Below are 19,532 nucleotides of genomic sequence, written 5' to 3'. Positions count from 1 at the left end.
CATAAAAGCGCACTTTCACCAGGATGGAATCTGTGAATCAATTTCTCCGTTTTGTGCGTCCGCACCATGCGTTTGCAGCGCTGTGGGACTCGACTATTCCCGTAAGAGAAGAGCTCTTCAGCCCGGAACGACTTGAGCAGCACGCAGGCAGTCTGGCGCTAGCCCAGACGGTGACCAGCAGCCCACCCAAGGTAGTGTCGTTAACGCGGCGACTCAACGATAACGCGAAAACTCTGTTGAGTGTTTACCGAGCCAGTGCCGCTGCGCTGGCCGAAGGTCGCGACATTGTCCCTGCGGCCGCTTGGCTGCTCGATAATTACCACCTGGTTGAAGCCCAAATTCGTGAGATTCGCAGCGACCTTCCTCCCGGTTATTATCGCCAGTTACCCAAATTAGCCAAAGGCCCTTTTGCCGGTTACCCAAGGGTGCTCGGCATTGCCTGGGCATTTGTGGCACATACCGATAGCCATGTTGACCTGGATAATCTGCAAACTTTTATTATGGCCTATCAACGCGTTCAGCCGCTTACCATTGGTGAGCTTTGGGCCGTTGCTATTACCCTGCGCATTGTACTGATTGAGAACCTTCGGCGCCTTGCTGACCAAATTATCAGTGAGCAAACGGCAAGGGATGAAGCGGATGCTTTAGCCGCTAAATGGCTAAAACCCGCCGATCAGCAATCAGCGCTAGAGCGCCACACCTTTAGCGTAGAGACCAACACGCTAAATTTTCACCAAGGGCCACTGGCTGAGCCCTTCACCGCCCAATTGGCAAAGCGCTTACGTGGCTTAGACCCACGTAGCAGCCCTCTGGTCGGCTGGCTTGATGAACAGCTTAGCTTCCAGGGTGAAACCATTGACGAGATGGTTCAACACGCACAGCAGCGCCAAGGCGCCGCAAACGTTACCGTCCGCAATATCATTACCAGCATGCGTTTTGTCTCCAGCATCGACTGGGCAGAGCTGTTTGAAGGCGTCAGCCTGGTGGACGAGCGCTTGAATCAGCACAGCCATTTTGCGCAATTGGATTTCCCCACCCGCAACCAGTACCGCAGTGCGGTAGAACAACTCGCCCGTGGATCACGGCGTGCCGAGCTTGAAGTGGTGGATACCGTGCTTTCGCTATGTCGACATGCTTTCGCCAGCAACGGTAACCCGGTTGAAGCGGCCCGTATGGGCGACCCCGGCTACTTTCTAATCGGCTCAGGCCGCACCACCCTTGAACAAACGCTGGGATTTACGCCTACCCTTCGTCAGCGCCTGCGTCGAACGCTTATTCACCACGGCATTCGCAGCTATATCGTAATGATGGCGGTAGTGACGCTTAGCTTGATGACGTTGGCGGCCGTGCTACTGCTTTCATTGCCGCTTGAAATAGGCGAGGTGCCTTTACCTTGGCTAATGTTGCTGGGCTTATTTGGCTTTCTACCGATTATTGAAGTGGCGACGCTGATCGTTAACCGTCTGATCATCTATTGCATCGATGCCCAGCCGCTGCCCAGTCTCGACCTTGCCAAGGGAATACCAAACCATCTACGCACGCTGATTGCCGTTCCTACGCTGCTGACCAGTGAAGATGACTTACAGGAACAGATCGAACGGCTTGAAGTGCACCACTTATCGAGTGGCGAGGGTGCCCTTTCCTACGTCCTTCTTCTTGACGGCGTTGATGCTCCCCAAGCGGAATTACCCCATGAGGCAGCGCTTCTCTCGGCCGCCCACGCCGCCATTGAGCAGTTAAATGAACGTTACCGTCTACACGCTCCAGGCGGTTTACAAACCCCAGGCGATTCACAAGCCTCCGGTCAACACGCGCTGGGCAGCGATAAACGCTTCTTTCTGCTGCACCGTCGTCGGATATTTAACCCCAGTGAAAACACCTGGATGGGCTGGGAGCGTAAGCGTGGCAAGCTCCATGAGCTAAACCGCTTGCTACGCGGCGCGCAGGACACCACCTTTATCGATCCACCCCCGCTGCCTGGGGATGTTCGCTATGTCATTACCCTGGATGCCGACACTCGCCTTCCCAGAGGCGCAGCCAGCCGGTTGGTAGGCAAGATGGCACATCCGCTGAACCAGCCGCTGATGGATGAACAGCAACGTCGCGTGGTGCAGGGTTACGCCATTTTGCAGCCTCGCGTCACACCGTCATTGCCTACCGGTGGGGAAGGCTCTATCTATCAGCGGGTATTCTCTGCGCCTGGCGGGCTGGACCCTTACGCCGCCGCTATTTCAGACCTTTATCAGGATTTGATCGGAGAAGGCTCATTCGCGGGCAAAGGGATCTATGCCGTGGATGCATTTGAAGCATCGTTGGCGGACCGAGTGCCTGAAAACAGCCTGCTCAGCCACGACTTATTTGAAGGGGTGTTTGCCCGAGCGGGGCTCGCCTCCGATATCGAAGTGATTGAGGATTTTCCCGCCCGCTATGACGTGGCCGCCAAGCGTCAACACCGCTGGACCCGCGGCGATTGGCAGTTGCTGCCCTGGCTACTTGCGCCCGCGCTGCCACTAACGGGGCGCATGAAAATGCTCGGCAATTTACGCCGCTCAGTATTGCCACCCTTAGTACTCGCCAGCCTGGCGGTCAGTTGGCAGTTCCCGCTCAGTATGGCCATCGCCAGTACGCTGTTGCTCTTAGCCGTGGTGGGAGCGCCGGTTCTATTATCCCTAGCCACCTCGCTTATCCCCTTCCGGGCCACAACTAAACTGCGCCACCATTACCACCTCTGGTTTGATGAGCTGAAGCTAGGCAGCGTGCAAATTCTGCTGCTGGTCATCTTTTTACCCGACCAAGCGTGGCGCATGCTGGACGCCATTGCCCGAACCTTGGTTCGAGTTTTGCTTACCCATCGTCGACTGCTTGAGTGGACGTCTGCCGCTCAGTCGATGAAAAGCCCTGCGCTATCCGTTATAGGGTTCTACCAGCGGATGGCTCCCGGCACTGCGTTGGGTCTAGCGGTGACGATCGGTACGCTCTGGACAGCCACTAGCGCCTGGCCCATTGCGCTACCGATGGCGCTACTTTGGTTGGCCGCACCGGCCGTGGCGTCATGGTTAAGCAGCAGCAAAAGCGCTGTTGTCCAGCCGACCATTTCGGTGGACGAGGCACGCGAGCTACGGCTGATTGCACGGAGAACCTGGCGCTATTTCGAAACGTTCGTGACCGCCACAGACAACCGTTTGCCGCCCGATAATTTTCAGGAAGATCCTCAACCCGTGCTTGCCCAGCGCACCTCGCCGACCAACATGGGGCTTTACCTACTTTCGACCTTGGCAGCGCGTGATTTTGGCTGGGTGGGCACTCAAGCTGCCCTGGAACGTCTTGAGGCTACCCTTGAGGTCATGCAAGGACTGCCGCGCTACAGGGGGCACTTCTATAATTGGTACGCCACCCACGATTTGCGCCCGCTCGACCCCCGCTATGTCTCCACGGTGGATAGCGGCAATCTGGCAGGACATCTTATCGTTATCGCCAATGCCTGCGAGAGCTGGCAGGCGGAACGCTGTTTAGCGGATCCCCGTGTGGGTATTGCCGACACGCTGAACCTTGCGTGTCAGGCACTCCAACACGCTTCAACACTGTCAGAGAAGTTAACGGTTCAGCTGGCCTTGCAGTTTAAAGCTATCGACGCGCAGTTAAACGGGGCATTGATGTCCTCGGAGTGCCTGGCCGATATCGCTGAGCTCACCCATAAAGCCCTGAGCCTGGTCCGCGCAGCGCTGAATGAAAAGACCGACACGTACAGCGAAGATGTCCTGTTTTGGGTCGAAGCATTGCACTCTTCAGTGGCCCAACACCGCGATGACCGCGATAGTCAGGCAAGCGCAAACGAGATTGAGCCCTCACTGCGCTTGCAACAGATCGCAGCGTCAGCGCGACGCCTGGCGATGAACATGGATTTCGCCTTTCTACTCAACAGCGAACGCCAACTGCTGTCGATTGGTTACTCCCTTGACGACAACTGCCTGGATACCAGTTGCTATGACCTGCTGGCGTCTGAGGCGCGGCTCGCCAGCCTGTTCGCCATTGCCAAAGGGGACATCCCTACTCGTCACTGGTTTAGGTTGGGCCGGGCGGCAACGCCGCTTTCCTTTGGCTCGGCTCTGATCTCCTGGTCGGGTTCGATGTTTGAGTACCTCATGCCGTCCCTAGTGATGCGCGCTCCGGGCGGAAGCCTGCTTGAACAAACCAACCGGCTCGTCGTGAAGCGTCAAGAGATCTATGCCACACAGCTCTCTGCTCCGTGGGGTATCTCCGAATCCGCCTATAACGCCCGTGATATGGAGTTCACCTATCAGTACTCCAATTTTGGCGTGCCTGGCTTAGGACTCAAGCGGGGGCTCTCTGCGGATCTGGTGATTGCCCCTTACGCCACCGGTCTAGCCACGATGGTCGACCCCAACGGCGCTTGCCGTAACTTTGAGCGCTTAGCGGAAATGGGCGCGCTAGGCCGCTACGGATTTTATGAAGCGCTCGACTTTACCCGCTCGCGTCTGCCTGCGGGGGAAAGCGTGGTCATAGTACGCAGCTTTATGGCCCACCATCAGGGCATGACGATCGTCGCTATCGCGAATACCCTGCACCATGGTCAAATGCGCGCGCGCTTTCACCGTGAGCCGATGATTCAAGCCAGTGAGCTACTGCTGCAAGAGCGTGTGCCGCGCGATGTGGCAATTGTTCACCCCCGCGCGGAAGAGGTGAAGTCAAACGCCAGCCAGATTATTAACGAGGCACAAACCATTCGCCGTGCAGCAACGATAGCCAGTGGCCCGCCCGTGACCCACTTGCTCTCTAACGGCTGTTATTCCGTGATGTTAACGGCTACCGGCGGTGGCTACAGTCGGTGGCGCAATATTGCGATTAGTCGATGGCAGCCCGACGCCACCCGTGACCATCTGGGTAGCTTTATTTTTCTACGCGACACCCAGCTCCCCGGCGTATGGACGGCAACCGGCCAGACTGTCGGACATTCGCCCGACGCTACCGATGACCACAATCATGTGATATTCGCCGAGGATTACGCTCGCTATATGCATCGCCACGACGATATCACCAGTCACATGGAGGTATTGGTGTCAGGGGAAGATGATTGTGAAGTGCGCCACCTCTCGCTCACCAATAGCAGCCGGCATGCCCGTGATATCGATATTACCTCCTACTCTGAATTAGTGTTGACCACACCCAGTGCCGACAATGCGCACCCTGCCTTCGCCAAAATGTTCGTGGTGACCGAATACTTAGAAGCGTTCAACGCGCTGATTGCGACAAGGCGACGGCGCTCGCCTGACGAAGACCAGGTTTGGGTGGCCTACTTTGCCGTGGTAGAAGGCGAAACCGTGGGTGAGCTGCAGTACGAGACTGACCGAGCTAGGTTCTTGGGCCGCGGAAGGCGTACGCTGAACGCTGCAGCGCTGAACAAAGACCAACGCTTATCGGGCACCGTGGGTAGCGTACTGGATCCCGTGTTTGCATTGCGCTACCGACTGCGGGTCGCCCCCGGCAAGGCCACCCGCATCGCTTTCTGGACGGTAGTAGCCTCAACCCGCGAAGCATTGATGGATCTAATCGATAAGCACCATGACCGTAGCGCTTTTGAGCGTGCCAAAACACTCGCCTGGACACAGGCGCAGGTTCAGCTTCGCCACTTGGGTATTCAGCCTGAAGAGGCGGCCGATTTTCAGCGTCTAGCCGCGCCTATCTTATATCCAGACCCACGCTTCAGAGCGCCAGCCGATGCCATCGAGCGCGGCGCAGGGCCGCAGTCACGGCTATGGCAACACGGCATCTCCGGTGATCTACCGATTATTTTGATGCGTATCGACACCCTCGATGACATTGCCCAGGTACGCCAACTATTGCGCGCCCATGAGTACTGGCGCATGAAACGGTTAGGCGTCGATGTGGTGATTATTAATGAGCGAGGCGCCTCTTATGTTCAGGATCTGCAGCAAGCAATTGAAACGGCCATTCTCAGCAGCCAAACCCAACCGCGGTTTAAAAAAGATCATATTCAGGGCGCTGTTATTTCGCTGCGCGCGGACCTAATGAGCCTGGAAATGCGAACACAGCTGCAGTCGATTGCATGCGTTGCGTTCATGGCACATCGTGGCAACCTTGCTAACCAATTAGCCCTTACGCTGCCCGAACAGCGCTCTTTGCCATCACGCTCTTTTATCAGACGCCATCTGCCCAAGCACACTCCCACAAAACCCAGTGAGACTGCCCTGCCCCCCCTTCCAGCGCTTGAGTTTTTCAATGGGCTGGGGGGCTTTGCTGAGCAAGGCCGTGAGTATGTGACCGTACTTGATGCAGGCAACGCTACGCCTGCACCGTGGATTAACGTGATTGCCAACCCAGGCTTTGGTTTTCAAGTATCGGCGGAGGGCGCGGGCTATGTATGGGCAGACAATAGCCGTGAAAATCAGCTTACTCCGTGGTCTAACGACCCAGTGGCAGACCCCAGCGGCGATGTGATTTATATTCGTGATGAAGAGTCGCTGGCGCTCTTCACCGCGACCGCACACCCCCTGCGCGATCATGGTCGCTATATAGCCCGGCACGGCTTCGGCTACAGCCAGTTTGAGCATCAGTCAGATGGTATCGGCCTTGAGCTACTGCACTTGGTGCCGTTAGATGCCCCGCTTAGAGTATCGCGGCTACGCCTTAGCAATCACTCAGGGCGTCCCCGCAAGCTTTCCGTGACGGCCTATGCCGAGTGGGTATTGGGCACTTCGCGCAGTGGATCAGCGCCGTTTCTTATCTCACGACCCGACGCTGAAAGTGGCGCGCTAATGGTAGAAAACCCTTGGAATATCGCCTTCCCTGGCCGGGTGGCGTTTCTGGATATCGGTGCTCAACCCACCCATTGGACAGCCGATCGGTGCGAATTCATCGGCCACGGGAGTAGCTTGGCTGCGCCCTTGGGGTTACGCAGCAATACGCCGCTTTCCGGTACTCACGGTGCGGGACTGGATCCCTGTGCCGCACTACAGCGCAGCGTAACGCTCGCTGCAGATGAAAGCGTTGAGATGATCGTCCTGCTGGGTCAAGCAAGCTCAATGGCCGAAGCCCAGACGCTCATTGCCCGCTATAGAGAAGCCGATATTGACGCTGAACTGGCCACGATAAACGCACACTGGCAAACGCAGCTCAATGCCGTGCAGGTGACAACGCCCGACCGCGCCATGGATATCATGCTTAACGGCTGGCTGCTTTACCAAACCATTGCCTGCCGGATCACTGCGCGCTCAGGGTTCTACCAGGCCAGTGGCGCCTATGGTTTCCGCGACCAGTTGCAAGACGGCATGGCGTTGACGTTCACCAGCCCAGACACCACCCGTCAACATTTGTTACGTGCGGCTTCTCGCCAGTTTGTCGAAGGGGATGTCCAGCACTGGTGGCTGCCCCACTCCGGCCAAGGGGTGCGTACGCACATATCCGATGATCGGGTGTGGCTCGCCTATGCCTGCGCTCGTTATATAGCCACCTCCCATGACGTAGCGGTGTTGGACGAGCCCGTCAGCTTTCTTGAAGGCGCGTTATTGGCACCTGATGAGCACGACTGCTTTTTTCAGCCCATGATTGCCGGGGAAACGGCGTCACTCTTTGAGCACTGCGCCCGAGGCTTGGACCAAAGCTTAACGCTGACCGGCGAGCACGGCTTGCCATTGATCGGTGGCGGCGATTGGAACGACGGCATGAACCGTGTTGGCGAGGCAGGTAAAGGTGAGAGTGTCTGGCTCGGTTGGCTACTGGTGCATACTCTGGAGCTGTTTTTACCCTTTGCAGAACAGCGTGAACAGTCGCTATCTAGTGCCTCCCCTTCGGATGAGCAGGAAACAACACGTACCGAGCGGTGGCGGGCCCATGCGATCTCGCTTCGTAGTGCGCTGGAAAGCAGTGGATGGGACGGCCAATGGTATCGGCGGGCCACCTACGATGACGGTCATTGGCTGGGCAGTAAAGAGAGCGAGGCGTGCCGAATAGATTCGATTGCTCAGTCATGGGCGGTGCTTTCAGGCGCAGCAGAACCCCACCGGGCAGCGCTCGCCATGCGTTCGCTAGAGCGCGAACTCATCCTGCACGATAAGCAACTTGCGCTACTGTTCTGGCCTCCCTTTGACCAACCCCAGCGCGATCCTGGTTATATCGGCGGCTACCCACCGGGTATGCGCGAAAACGGCGGCCAATATAGCCATGCTGCCATGTGGGCGATACTGGCATTTGCCAAGTTAGGCGAAGGCGGTAAGGCGCACGCGCTTTTCTCGCTGCTGAACCCCATCAATCATGCCCGCACGGCTGAAGAAGTGGTTCGCTATCATGTCGAGCCTTATGTGGTCGCCGCTGATGTTTACTCCGTTGCGCCACATACCGGGCGCGGCGGCTGGACATGGTACACGGGCTCGGCAGGTTGGATGTACCGCGCGGGGGTTGAAGGCATCTTGGGCATCCGCCGGGAAGGGAGCTGGCTGGTGATCGCTCCCTGCCTTCCCCACGATTGGGCAGGATTTAGTGCAATGCTGGCCATTGCTGGCACGCACTATGCGGTTAAGATCACCACTACCGATGAGGCGCCCAGCGCACAGCTTGATGGCCGGCAACTGACACGCCAGCAAGGCGAAGTGCGCATTCCGCTGGATGGTAAACAGCACCAGTTAGAGGTGTTTATCAAGCCAAACACAGTCGACGAAAAGTAGTCTTTTTCCGCAGGCTTTTCTCATTTGCTTCTCACTCACGGCTATATTAAGCTCAGTTGCGTACCGACAGGTACCATTCAAATTCAGGCGGTTACCTCAGGTTAACCGCTGTCGCAATCACACGGAGCCGTGATATGCATAGCGAAACGTTAAACGACCTTTCCCTGGCGGGCCTTCAAATCGCCATTCAAGATATCAAGGATGATCTGTTCGACACTCCCGAGTGCGACTACGCGATTGCCCAACTGCTTAACCGCTGGGGCCAAGCTGAAAAAGCCGAACAACTGCTGGATGAGATGCTGCTCAAGTGGGGCACCTCCCCTGACGTTCTAGCCTTAACGCAGCGTGGCCATACAGAAATGAAAGCTGAAATGACGTCAGAGATGACCGGGAGTGAACTGCTCGCGGAGAATGACGAACCAATGCGCAAAGCACCCAAAACAGCACCGGCACAAGTTCGCGTTGTTGCGGCTTGACCCGCTAATTTAGCTTTTATCAATGCCCCTGGCCGCGTTCTCGGCAGGGGCATTTTGATCTACATCAGCAGGCGTTAATCGAGATGATCCAGCGTCACGATAATGTCTTCAGTTGAGACATCCACGTTCAAGAAGGTGTAGCTGTCATTATCTTCATCGACGAGGCGGATATCGAAATAGGGGTTGGTATACCCGGTTAACGTCACCCGTTGAGTATCGCCGTTCATCAACACATCACTGCCCAACACATCCTCTTCCCAACTTTTTGAGCTCCCCGGGCTCACGTACATGTAGTAAATGGTATAGCCGGTTCGATTCGTGATATCCACATAGTAATCTGCCGCTACCGCCAGTGATGACGCTATTAGCGCCACGAGTGCAACCAACACCGTTCTAATACGCATTGGGAAGTTCCTTGGACTTTTTTAGGTAAACAGCAAGTTACGAGTAAAACACCGCTGAGTTTAAACACTCGGCGACATTTTCAGTATATAGCCTGCGAGTCTTCTAAACAGCCGCCCGCAGCATACAAGCAACTGATAGAATACCGCCCCTTTCAGGTGCGTTAGTGGCCCATCGCCGTAATGCCCTCCTTTTCACTACCTGAGAGTTGCGCAATGTTCGCCACCGCCCACGCAGTTTTCCAGCCGCTCATACGGCTGGGCCTTATCCCGCAGATTTTAATCGGTATCGTGGCCGGGGTATTGCTCGCCCTGTTTGCACCGGGCGTTGCCAGCGATGTGTCTTTACTGGGCCAGCTATTTATTGCCGCTTTACAGGCAGTGGCACCTATTTTGGTGTTTGTACTGGTGGCGGCAGCCATCTCTGCTCATCAAAAAGGTCAACCTACCCACATGCGCCCTGTGCTGGTGCTGTATGTGGTTGGCACGTTGATCGTCGCATTCATTGCGGTGGCGGCCAGTTTTCTTTTTCCTACAGAGCTTTCATTGAATGCAGGTGAAGTGGAAGGCACCCCACCTGGGGATATCTTTAGCGTCCTGCGCGATCTGCTGTTGAACGCCGTGGCCAACCCCGTTAGTGCATTGATGGAGGCTAACTTTATCGCTATTTTGGCCTGGGCCATCGGCCTGGGTTTAACGCTGCGCCAAGCCAGCGACACCACCCGCCAGGCATTGAGCGATTTATCCGCAGCAATTACCCGCATCGTTACCCTGGTCATTCGTTTAGCACCGCTGGGCATCCTGGGTTTGGTGGCAGGCACGCTGGCAGAGTCTGGCGTTGAAGCACTGCTCAACTACGCACAGCTGTTAGGTGTAATCGTGGGCTGCATGCTGTTTGTCGCGCTGGTGAGCAATCCGCTACTGGTGTACGTCGCTACCCGACAAAACCCTTATCCACTGGTATTTACGTGCCTGCGGGGGAGCGCGATTACCGCCTTTTTCACCCGCAGTTCAGCAGCAAATATTCCGGTCAACCTAGAACTTTGCCGTCGCCTGAAGCTCGACCCTGACACCTACTCTATTTCGATTCCACTGGGCGCAACGATCAATATGTGCGGGGCGGCCATTACGATTACGGTGATCACCCTGGCCACGACTCATACCCTGGGGATTAATGTTGATTTCGCCACGGCGCTGCTGCTGTGCGTGGTTTCAGCGCTGGCGGCCTGCGGCGTTTCAGGCGTAGCGGGCGGCTCACTGATGCTGATTCCCATGGCTGCCAACCTGTTTGGCATTCCCACCGAAGTAGCCATGCAGGCAGTGGCGATTGGCTTTGTGATTAGCGTGGTGCAGGACTCTACCGAAACCGCACTCAACTCCTCTACGGATGTACTCTTCACCGCTGCCGCCTGCCAGTCACAAGAGTCGAAGCGTTCATAAATGCCCACTAGCGGGAGTGGTTTTTATAATAGCCACTCCCGGTCGCTGCCCACATTAACTATTGGATGGCTTAAAAAGCCCAGCCAATCGCTCACGCTCATCCTCTTCATAAAAACTCGGATCATCGAATAGATCACGCTGAGTATCATCGAAGATCATTTCTAATGCCCCTGCACTGCTTTGTACCATCGGCTCAAAATGCGCGGTGTGGGTAATCAATGCCGTCACGTGGCGACGACGATAAATGGCGTACAACCCCAATAGTGCAAATACGCAGGCGATATAGATTGGCAGGCCTTGGCTCCCCACCGCCGTCATTAGTGAACCCGCCGCAATCGGTGCCACTGCACAGCCAGCGCCATGCATCACCAGCATATCCGCCGAGCCGGAAACAATTTCATCCGGGTGCAGTTGGTCGATCAACTGGGCCACCGCCAGCGGATAGAGCGAAAACGCCAGGCCACCCCAGATAAAATAGAGCCCCAGCAGCACTTCATGGCTGGGCGCAAAGGGCATACCCGCTGCGATCAGCGCCGCCAAGAGCACCACCCAGGTCATCACCCGAGGGCGGTCATGCTTATCAGAGAAACGCCCAATCGGGATTTGCAGCAACGCACCGCCAATAATTGCCACGCTCATCACCAGCCCAACGCCGCCAATATCAAACCCCAGCTGTGTCGCATAGACCGGGGTCATCGACCAAAAAGCCCCCATGGCGAGCCCCGATAATGCCGCTGAAGCCACGGCCAACGGTGCAAAGCTCAAAAGCGCCCTTAAGCTGCTTTTAGGGCGCTCAGGGATTTTAGGCTGCACGCGGCGTGTCAGGGTAATCGGTAGCAGCGCCCAACTGATCAAAATAGCGATGACCACGAAAAGCAAAAAGCCTTGCGGTGAGGAGAGCCGCAGTAACTGCTGAGCAGTGGCTAAAGCGCCCAAGTTAACCACCATATAAACCGCGAAAATACGCCCCCGCTCATGGCTGGCGGCTTGGCTATTCAGCCAGCTCTCAATCACGGTGATTAAGGTAATAAACGAAAGCCCATAGACCACTCGCAACGGTAACCATACCCAAGGGCTAACAAAAATAAGGTGCAACAGCGCTACCGATGCACAAATAGAGGCACAGAAGCCAAAGGTACGGATGTGACCCATACGGCGGATCAATCGCCCGCTCACCCAGGTGCCGCAAATAAAGCCGACAAAGTAACCGGACATAATCAACCCCAGCACTGCGCTGGAAAAGCCTTCATCAGTCCCCCGCAGCGTTAGCAGCGTATTCAATAAGCCATTGCCCAGCAGCAACAACGCCACGCTCTGCAGTATCGATTTAACCGGTTTGAGCATTGCCAATGAACGCATTGCGTTTCCTCGTAGCAGACAACTTAAAGTTCATCAAAAAAGGCCATCAAAAAAGTTCATGCAGAAAGTAGGTGCATAAAGAGTGCCACTGAAAGCTTTCGCTACCACCGTTGACAGGCTAACGTTCTTTATATAGAACGTTCTATATAAAGAACAGCCGGACACCCCATTATGGATCAGCTCTCCCTAAGCACCTTAGGTCAACATTTACAGTCACTGCGATTAGCCCGGGGTTGGTCACTTTCGCAGTTAGCCAATGACGCGGGCATTGCCAAATCCAATTTGTGCCGCCTGGAGCAAGGGAACGGTAATCCAACGCTGGATACTATTTGGCGGTTGGCGGTGCAGCTCAACGTCCCTTTCGGTACATTAGTGGCGCCCATTACCGTACCGCTAGGCGAAGATGGCGTGCAGGTGCGTTTAATTGATCAGGGTAAAGATACTCCCCAAGTGGACGCCTATTGGATGCGCTGCGCGCCCCACACCCTGCGCCATGCCGAGGCCCATACCGCTGGCACTCGCGAGTCGCTGACGTTGATTAGCGGCTCGCTTGAAGCGGGGCCAGCAGGCGACACTACCCAGCTTGGGCCAGGGGATACGATCACCTTCGCCGCTGACCAGCCGCATCTTTATCGTACCCAAGAAGCAGAAGCCACCTTGATGATGACCATCACCTACGGCATAAAAGGCGACACGCCATGAACCAGCCTGCCAACCACTCCCCAATCCGCAACGCCTTCAAAGGCGTGCGGGAAGCCATTCCTCTGCTGGGCGGCTATGTTCCTGTTTCACTCTCGTTTGGAGTAGTCGCCACCCAGGCGGGGTTTAGCATGTGGGAAGCCGCCGCTATTTCAGCGCTGATTTACGCCGGCGCCTCACAGTTTTTGTTCGTAGGCATGGTGGCGGCGGGCTCTCCGCTTTGGCTGGTGGTAGCGATGACACTACTCATAAACGTACGCCATGTGGTTTACGGGCCGAACCTAGCAGCCTTATTACCGCGCAGCCGCCACTGGCCCTGGCTGATGCATGGCCTGACAGACCAGGTGTTTGCCCTGGCGCTTACGCGGCTGCCTCAGTTGCCTGCCCCTGAGCGTTTTGGCTGGTTTGTCGGCGCCTCGCTGCTGGCTTGGGGGGTGTGGATTGTCGGCACCATGGTCGGCGCAACGGCAGGGGAAACGTTAACCGCCCGCTGGCCACTGCTCGGTGAAGTGATGCCCTTCGCCCTGCCCGCGCTGTTTCTGACCATGGTCGCGCCGCGCTTTACCGACAAACGCTGGGCGCTGGCGCTGAGCTGCACCATTATCGCCGCGCTGCTGTTTACCTTTTACGGTTGGAGCAACGTGGCCATTCCGCTCGCAGCCGCCTGCGGCGCGATCTGTTTCTATATGGTGAAGTTTCAAACGAGAAGGTGTAACCCATGAGCACTGCACTCTGGCTAGCCGTTGTGGTTTCGGCATTGGGGACGCTACTCATGCGCGTAGTGCCTTTCCTCTGGATGCAACGCCGTTTAAACAGCGCGACCGGGATTAATAACATGCCCCAGTGGCTCGGCATTCTTGGCCCGCTGATGATTGCGGCGGTACTGGGTGTCTCCATCATGCCGGTCAACCCAAGCGCGATCTCCTGGTTCGCAACGGCTGTCGGACTCTCTGTGACACTATTGGTATGGTGGAAATTACGCTCATTGGGCTGGCCAGTGGCGGCTGGGGTAGCCGTTTTTGGGCTAGTGCAGGTGATAGCTTACATTTGATAATGCTTTGCATTAGCTTTTGCGTCATGCCATCATCTTGGCTCTGCAACCTATGTTAATCGTAAAGTGACATCAATGTTTAAAGCACACACCTATCACCTTAACGTATTAATACGTGTGCTACTGACGGCCATGATCGCGCTACTTTTTTTAAATGCGGTGCCCAGTTGGGGCCAAGCGCTTCCTTCCCAAAATAACCCCACTTTTTTCACCACATCACCGCGCATAGTGACGCTATACCAGGGGGCTACCGATAGCGCTGTGGCGCTCGGACTGACACCTGTCGGCGTGGTTGATTCATGGCTTGAAAAACCTACCTACCGTTACTTGCGAGCTCCGCTTGAGGGGGTCGAGCACGTTGGGCTCGAAACCCAGCCCAACCTGGAAAAAATTGCCTGGCTTCAACCGGACCTGGTGATGGCCAGCGATTTTCGCCACGCGCGCATAGCACCGCTACTCACCGCCATTGCTCCGACCGTTTCGGCCAATAGCGTATTTGATTTTAAAACCACGCTGACGCTTTTGGCGAAAGCCACTGACCACACAGCAGAGGCCCGCGAGTTACTCCAGCGCTGGGAGGCCCGAGCTGCCGATTTTCGCCAGCAAATTGCTACAGAGCTTGGCCATCATTGGCCGCAAAAAGTAGCCGTCGTTCGGTTTAAAAGCGACCACGTGCGCATTTATACCAGCGGCTTTGCGGGCTCAATTTTAACTGAACTGGGTTTCGAACAGCCGGAAACACTACAAAGCCAGAGTTGGGGAATGAAGCTTTCCAGTACCGAGAACATTCCCGTACTGGATGCCGATGTCATCTTCGTGCTGCTTGAGCCGAACGACCCAGCCATTGTGGATAATTACCAGCACTGGACGGCTCACCCCCTTTGGCAGCAGCTTGCCGCCGTGCAAAGCGGGCGCGTGTTTGAAGTCGACCCAGTCAGTTGGATGATGGGGGGCGGCATCCTCGCGGCTAACGCCATGCTGGATGATCTCTACAGTCATTATGGGCTTGATGAGACCATAGTGGCTAACCGCGACGCGTGTTCCCTTGATGCCTATCGCCAAGTGGATCAAGGCATATGCTAAACAGCGCGAGCGCTAAAATGGCGGGGCTTCTACTAGGAGGTTTGGCAGCGCTCGGTGCTTTTCTTGCCAGCATCATGCTGGGCACGACCGATATTGCTTGGTCATCGTTGCTGTCAGCATTTAATCACTACGACCCAAGCAAGATAGCCCATATTATCCTGCTCACCGAACGCCTGCCGCGAGCGCTGATTGCCGCCTTGGTGGGCGCTAGCTTGGCTATTGCCGGTGCGTTAATGCAAACGATGACGCGCAACCCCCTTGCCTCGCCAGGTATTTTGGGGATTAACGCTGGCGCGATGTTTTTTGTGGTGGTCGCCGTGTCGCTGCTCCCCCTGCATACCCCTGCCCACTACGTGTGGGCGGCGCTTTTGGGCGCACTGGTGGCCGCCATACTCGTCGTGCTCCTTAGCCGTGGCCGCCATGGTGAACTCTCGCCATTACGTGTTGTGTTGGCAGGCGTTGCCGTCACAGCCATGTTTGTATCCTTCAGCCAAGGGCTTTTAGTTATTGATCAGCAGAGTTTTGAAAGCGTTCTTTACTGGCTGGCAGGCTCCGTATCTGGACGTGACCTCGCGTTAATCCTACCTTTATTGCCCCTTTTTGGTGGAGCGCTTCTGCTCAGTGCGTTTTTGGTGCGTCATGCCAACGCGCTTTTACTGGGGGATGACATGGTTACCGGGCTTGGCATGCAGGCTACAACGATTAAGCTACTGCTGGGCATAGTGGTGATTGTTCTGGCAGGTAGCTCTGTGGCGCTGGCAGGTATGATTGGTTTTGTGGGACTGATTGTGCCCCATATGGCGCGTGGGCTGTTTGGTATTGACCATCGCTGGCTACTCCCTGCCTGCGCTCTGCTAGGTGCCTGTTTACTGCTATTAGCCGATGTGGCCTCGCGGTTTATCATCCCGCCGCAAGAAATACCGGTGGGGGTAATGACAGCGCTGATTGGTACGCCCTTCTTTATTTATCTAGCACGACGCAAGATGACCAGCCAATGAGACCGGTAGCAGCATTGACCCTTACCAATTCAGCGCCCCGCCTACGCTTTATTCCCAAGCTGCTTCTGTTAAGCCTTCTACTTTTAGTTAGTGCTGGTCTATCGCTCTGTTTGGGAAGTTTTCCCACCACACCGTTTCAGGTATTGCGTGCGCTGGCCGCTCCGCAAAACAGTGATATCGCGTTTATCATTTGGGAGCTGCGGCTACCCCGCATTGCGCTAGCGCTGGTGGTTGGCGCTGCTTTGGCGATAGCGGGGGCTATTCTACAAAGCATTGTGCGTAACCCGCTGGCGTCCCCGGATGTCATTGGCATCACCAGCGGTGCTGCACTGGCGGCAGTGCTGTTTCTATCGCTGTTAAGCGCGACGGTGAGCATTCACTGGTTACCCATTGCCGCCATGACTGGCGCATTGGCGTCGGCGCTTCTGGTGGTCAGCTTAGCGTGGAAAGATGGCATCAGCCCATCGCGCATGGTGCTCGTCGGTATCGGCCTTGCGGCAGCCATGGGAGCGGGCACCACACTGTTAATCGTGATTAGCGATGACGCCGCCGCCATGACGGCCTATGTTTGGCTAACCGGCAGCCTATATGCTGCGCAGTGGAACGATGTAAAAGGCCTGTTGCCGTGGGTATTGGTAGCGGCGCCTATCTGCTTGATTTTCGCCCGCCATGCGGATGCCATGGCACTGGGCGATAACGTTGCTGAAGGGCTTGGGGTACCGCTTCTGCGTAGCCGATTAGTATTGCTGGCTTGCAGTGTTGTACTGGCAGGGGCCGCCGTTGCCTTTGCGGGCGGCATCAGCTTTGTGGGATTAATTGCACCGCACTTGGCTGCCAAGCTAGTGGGGCGTAATCTGGCGCGGCTAGTACCCGCCTCTGCGCTGGTCGGTGCATTGATAGTGCTAAATGCTGACCTGCTGGGACGAGTAGCGTTTCTACCCAAAGATTTACCTGCGGGTATCTTTGTCGCTGGGATAGGCGCGCCCTTCTTCGTTTATTTACTGCATAGGGCGCGCTACAAAGATTAGAAATCGACGCGATACCCAAAGGTGACTGTTCTGCCTCGACCAGCGAAGTAGCGCTCGTCATTCACCAGGGCACTTTGCGAGTAGTAAGTGACGTACTGTTCATCTAATAAGTTGGCCACCCCAACATTCACCTGACCGACAGGCAGTTGATAGCCCACCGCCGCGTCCATCAATAAATAGCCATCAAACTCGCGATTCGTCTCATCAAAGGTTTCATCGAAGGCGTAGTTAGCCTGCACAAAGGTTGAGAGCTCATCGGTCCAATTAGCCGACCAACTGGCTACCAGGCGATCCGGCGATACATCCAATCCAGATAGCTTAGAATCCAGGCTACCGTTATCGTCGCTATCGTAGCGCCCTTCCATGCGTGAATAGGCTAAGCGACCAGCATGTTGATCGGTAAACTGATAATCTACCGCGGCCTCAAAGCCTTTGATTTCGGTCTCCTGGCGCTGCATATAGAAGACATCATCCACTTCTGTTAAGCGGCTACCAAAGTCAGAAGACGACTCATAATAGCTAAGCTCAGCGGCTAAGCGCCCGTTTTCAAAACGCACACCTGTCTCGACATTATCGGTCACGATAGGGCTTAGATTCTCGATGTTATTGACCGACTGCCCTGGAGTACTGATGCCCCTCAATGCACGGCCCACATCGGGAATCGAGAACCCCTCAGAGTAATTGGCAAACAGGCTCCAATTATCAACGGGACTCCACACAGCCCCCAGGTTATAAAGCGTTTCATTGAAACTGGGATCGCCTCCCTCAACGTTAACGCCATTGTTTGCCGCTACGGTCTGATAATCACCGATATCCAGCTTGGCATACTCATAACGCACACCAGCAGAAAGCAGCAACGAATCAACCGGACGAAAGTCTGCCTGGAGGAAGGGTGAAAGATCAGTATATTCAGTGGAAGGCACATAGGTCCGGCTTGACTGATATAAGTACTGCTCTGTTTCATCAAGCAGCGTATCAAAGCCAGCGGTCAGTTTAAGCCGATCATCCAACAGATCATCTTTGGTTAGAGACACCTTGGTGCCAAACTTGCTGGTCGCCGCCATCGTTTGGTCATAAAAAGTCCCTACTGGCGCAATGGTGGGATCTTGGAAAGTTGCCGAGTTGGTGGCACCAAACAGCGCTTCATAATCCTGGTAAAACGCCTGGGCACTTAAACGCATTCCGGCAAGGTCGTAATGATCGTAGCTTAGCCCAGTGGTCCAAACGCGGTTATAGGGCGCGTCACCTTCGGGTGAACCACGTTCAGACGTCGTCACCACACCATTGGCACGATCCCCCGTTACGCTGACATAGTTATTATGATTTTCAATATCGTAATGATTGAGCGTTAATTGAAGACGTTGATCATCATCAAGCCAATAGGCCACCTTGCCCAAAAAGTCATAAGAGCGTGAATCCATCAGGTCACCCTGAGTGTTATCAACGCCCACAGGGTCGCTATTGCCATCCAGGAAAAGACCTTGATCCTCAAAACTCATTGAGAATAGATAATCAATATTGCCGCTGTTGCCACTCACCCCATAATTGGTTTCGTAGCTTAATGTATCGCTGTCCAGCTCGCTGGTGGGAGTCGTCACCTTTACCTCAGCATGCTGGTTGAGCGAGCCGGGCTCTGGGCGTTTGGTAATCAAATTGATAACGCCACCCGCAGCCCCTACCCCGTTGGTGGCGTTCGCCCCCTGAATGACTTCAATCTGCTCGACCATCGAAAAATCGATAGCGTGCGCTTCACGACCAGTGGGCCGTAGCGGATTTGATTGTGGAATACCGTCGATAAGAATCAGCGGTGTTCGACCCCGTAGGGTTTCACCGCTACCGCTCATCTTTTGACGGCTGGGTGAATAGGAAGGCAACAGATTGCTTAATATCTGCGAGGAATCGCTGGAAATTTGCAGCTGCTGATTGATCTCTTCCTCGCTGATTATGCGCACCGTTTGAGGTGAATCTTCTTTTGTGGCATTGGTGCGTGAAGCAGTGACGACCATGGTTTGATTAGCGTCCCCACGGCTACTTTGCGACTCTGGATTAGTGATTGCGGGTGCCTGCCCATAGGCTTGGCTAGCAGTCACTAAACCGGCAAGCGTCAACGTGGGCCAAAATACCGAGTGTTTCTTAATGTACATCTTCTTTTTATCCCCTGCGTTTAAGTGGACGCCCCCTTCAAAACGTAATGCAGATCTAAATGATAATTATTATATTATGCATATAATAACAGCAAGATCTACTGCCATGGAACAAACCGTTCGATATAACGAAATTCTCTAGACCACTTCCAGC

At 55.3% G+C, this 19,532-nt stretch carries 12 protein-coding genes; 9 read left to right on the top strand and 3 right to left on the bottom strand.

The features are described from left to right. Positions 1-23: 23 nt before the first annotated feature. Both V8L70_RS00525 and V8L70_RS00520 read left to right on the top strand, forming a co-directional pair. On the top strand, positions 24-8,699 hold the full coding sequence (locus V8L70_RS00525; RefSeq protein ID WP_198556141.1) for a glycoside hydrolase family 94 protein: 8,676 nt from the start codon (positions 24-26) through the stop codon (positions 8,697-8,699). A gap of 134 nt (positions 8,700-8,833) precedes the next feature. Next, positions 8,834-9,175: a hypothetical protein gene (locus V8L70_RS00520; RefSeq protein ID WP_008958142.1), complete on the top strand. Its 342-nt coding sequence runs from the start codon at positions 8,834-8,836 to the stop codon at positions 9,173-9,175. A 74-nt stretch (positions 9,176-9,249) separates the two neighbouring features. On the opposite strand, the gene V8L70_RS00515 is transcribed toward V8L70_RS00520, so the two are convergent. Continuing rightward, positions 9,250-9,579, bottom strand: coding sequence for a hypothetical protein (locus V8L70_RS00515; RefSeq protein WP_008958143.1), 330 nt, complete (start codon positions 9,577-9,579; stop codon positions 9,250-9,252). 213 nt (positions 9,580-9,792) lie between these two features. Here V8L70_RS00515 and sstT point away from each other — a divergent pair, with 213 nt between their 5' ends. Continuing rightward, complete coding sequence (gene sstT, locus V8L70_RS00510; RefSeq protein ID WP_101147706.1) at positions 9,793-11,016, top strand: serine/threonine transporter SstT; 1,224 nt, start codon at positions 9,793-9,795, stop codon at positions 11,014-11,016. Between the two features lie 54 nt (positions 11,017-11,070). On the opposite strand, the gene V8L70_RS00505 is transcribed toward sstT, so the two are convergent. Further along, positions 11,071-12,375, bottom strand: coding sequence for an MFS transporter (locus V8L70_RS00505; protein WP_101147705.1), 1,305 nt, complete (start codon positions 12,373-12,375; stop codon positions 11,071-11,073). Between the two features lie 171 nt (positions 12,376-12,546). Here V8L70_RS00505 and V8L70_RS00500 point away from each other — a divergent pair, with 171 nt between their 5' ends. The 6 genes from V8L70_RS00500 to V8L70_RS00475 all read left to right on the top strand — a co-directional run bounded on the left by V8L70_RS00500 (position 12,547) and on the right by V8L70_RS00475 (position 17,234). Then, entirely contained in the window at positions 12,547-13,077 is a 531-nt protein-coding gene (locus tag V8L70_RS00500) for a helix-turn-helix domain-containing protein (RefSeq protein WP_101147704.1), read from the top strand. Beyond that, entirely contained in the window at positions 13,074-13,796 is a 723-nt protein-coding gene (locus tag V8L70_RS00495; RefSeq protein WP_101147703.1) for an AzlC family ABC transporter permease, read from the top strand. The genes V8L70_RS00500 and V8L70_RS00495 overlap by 4 nt, the downstream gene beginning before the upstream one ends. Then, a complete protein-coding gene (locus V8L70_RS00490; protein WP_101147702.1) occupies positions 13,793-14,125 on the top strand; it encodes an AzlD domain-containing protein in 333 nt (110 codons plus the stop codon). The genes V8L70_RS00495 and V8L70_RS00490 overlap by 4 nt, the downstream gene beginning before the upstream one ends. Before the next feature lie 75 nt (positions 14,126-14,200). Beyond that, complete coding sequence (locus V8L70_RS00485) at positions 14,201-15,208, top strand: ABC transporter substrate-binding protein (protein ID WP_101147701.1); 1,008 nt, start codon at positions 14,201-14,203, stop codon at positions 15,206-15,208. Next, positions 15,202-16,206, top strand: coding sequence for a FecCD family ABC transporter permease (locus V8L70_RS00480; RefSeq protein ID WP_101147700.1), 1,005 nt, complete (start codon positions 15,202-15,204; stop codon positions 16,204-16,206). Before V8L70_RS00485 ends, V8L70_RS00480 begins: the two co-directional genes overlap by 7 nt. Further along, a complete protein-coding gene (locus tag V8L70_RS00475) occupies positions 16,203-17,234 on the top strand; it encodes a FecCD family ABC transporter permease (RefSeq protein WP_101147699.1) in 1,032 nt (343 codons plus the stop codon). Before V8L70_RS00480 ends, V8L70_RS00475 begins: the two co-directional genes overlap by 4 nt. On the opposite strand, the gene V8L70_RS00470 is transcribed toward V8L70_RS00475, so the two are convergent. After that, positions 17,231-19,378 (bottom strand): TonB-dependent receptor, encoded by a 2,148-nt coding sequence (locus V8L70_RS00470; RefSeq protein WP_101147698.1) that lies wholly within the window; start codon positions 19,376-19,378, stop codon positions 17,231-17,233. The two genes, V8L70_RS00475 and V8L70_RS00470, sit on opposite strands and share 4 nt — an antisense overlap. Between the last annotated feature and the right edge of the window lie 154 nt (positions 19,379-19,532).

It is taken from the genome of Vreelandella arctica (genome assembly GCF_037070215.1).
Taxonomy (GTDB): domain Bacteria; phylum Pseudomonadota; class Gammaproteobacteria; order Pseudomonadales; family Halomonadaceae; genus Vreelandella; species Vreelandella arctica.
The sequence above is the reverse complement of the archived record's forward strand: the minus strand, read 5'-3'. Positions and strand labels throughout refer to the sequence as shown.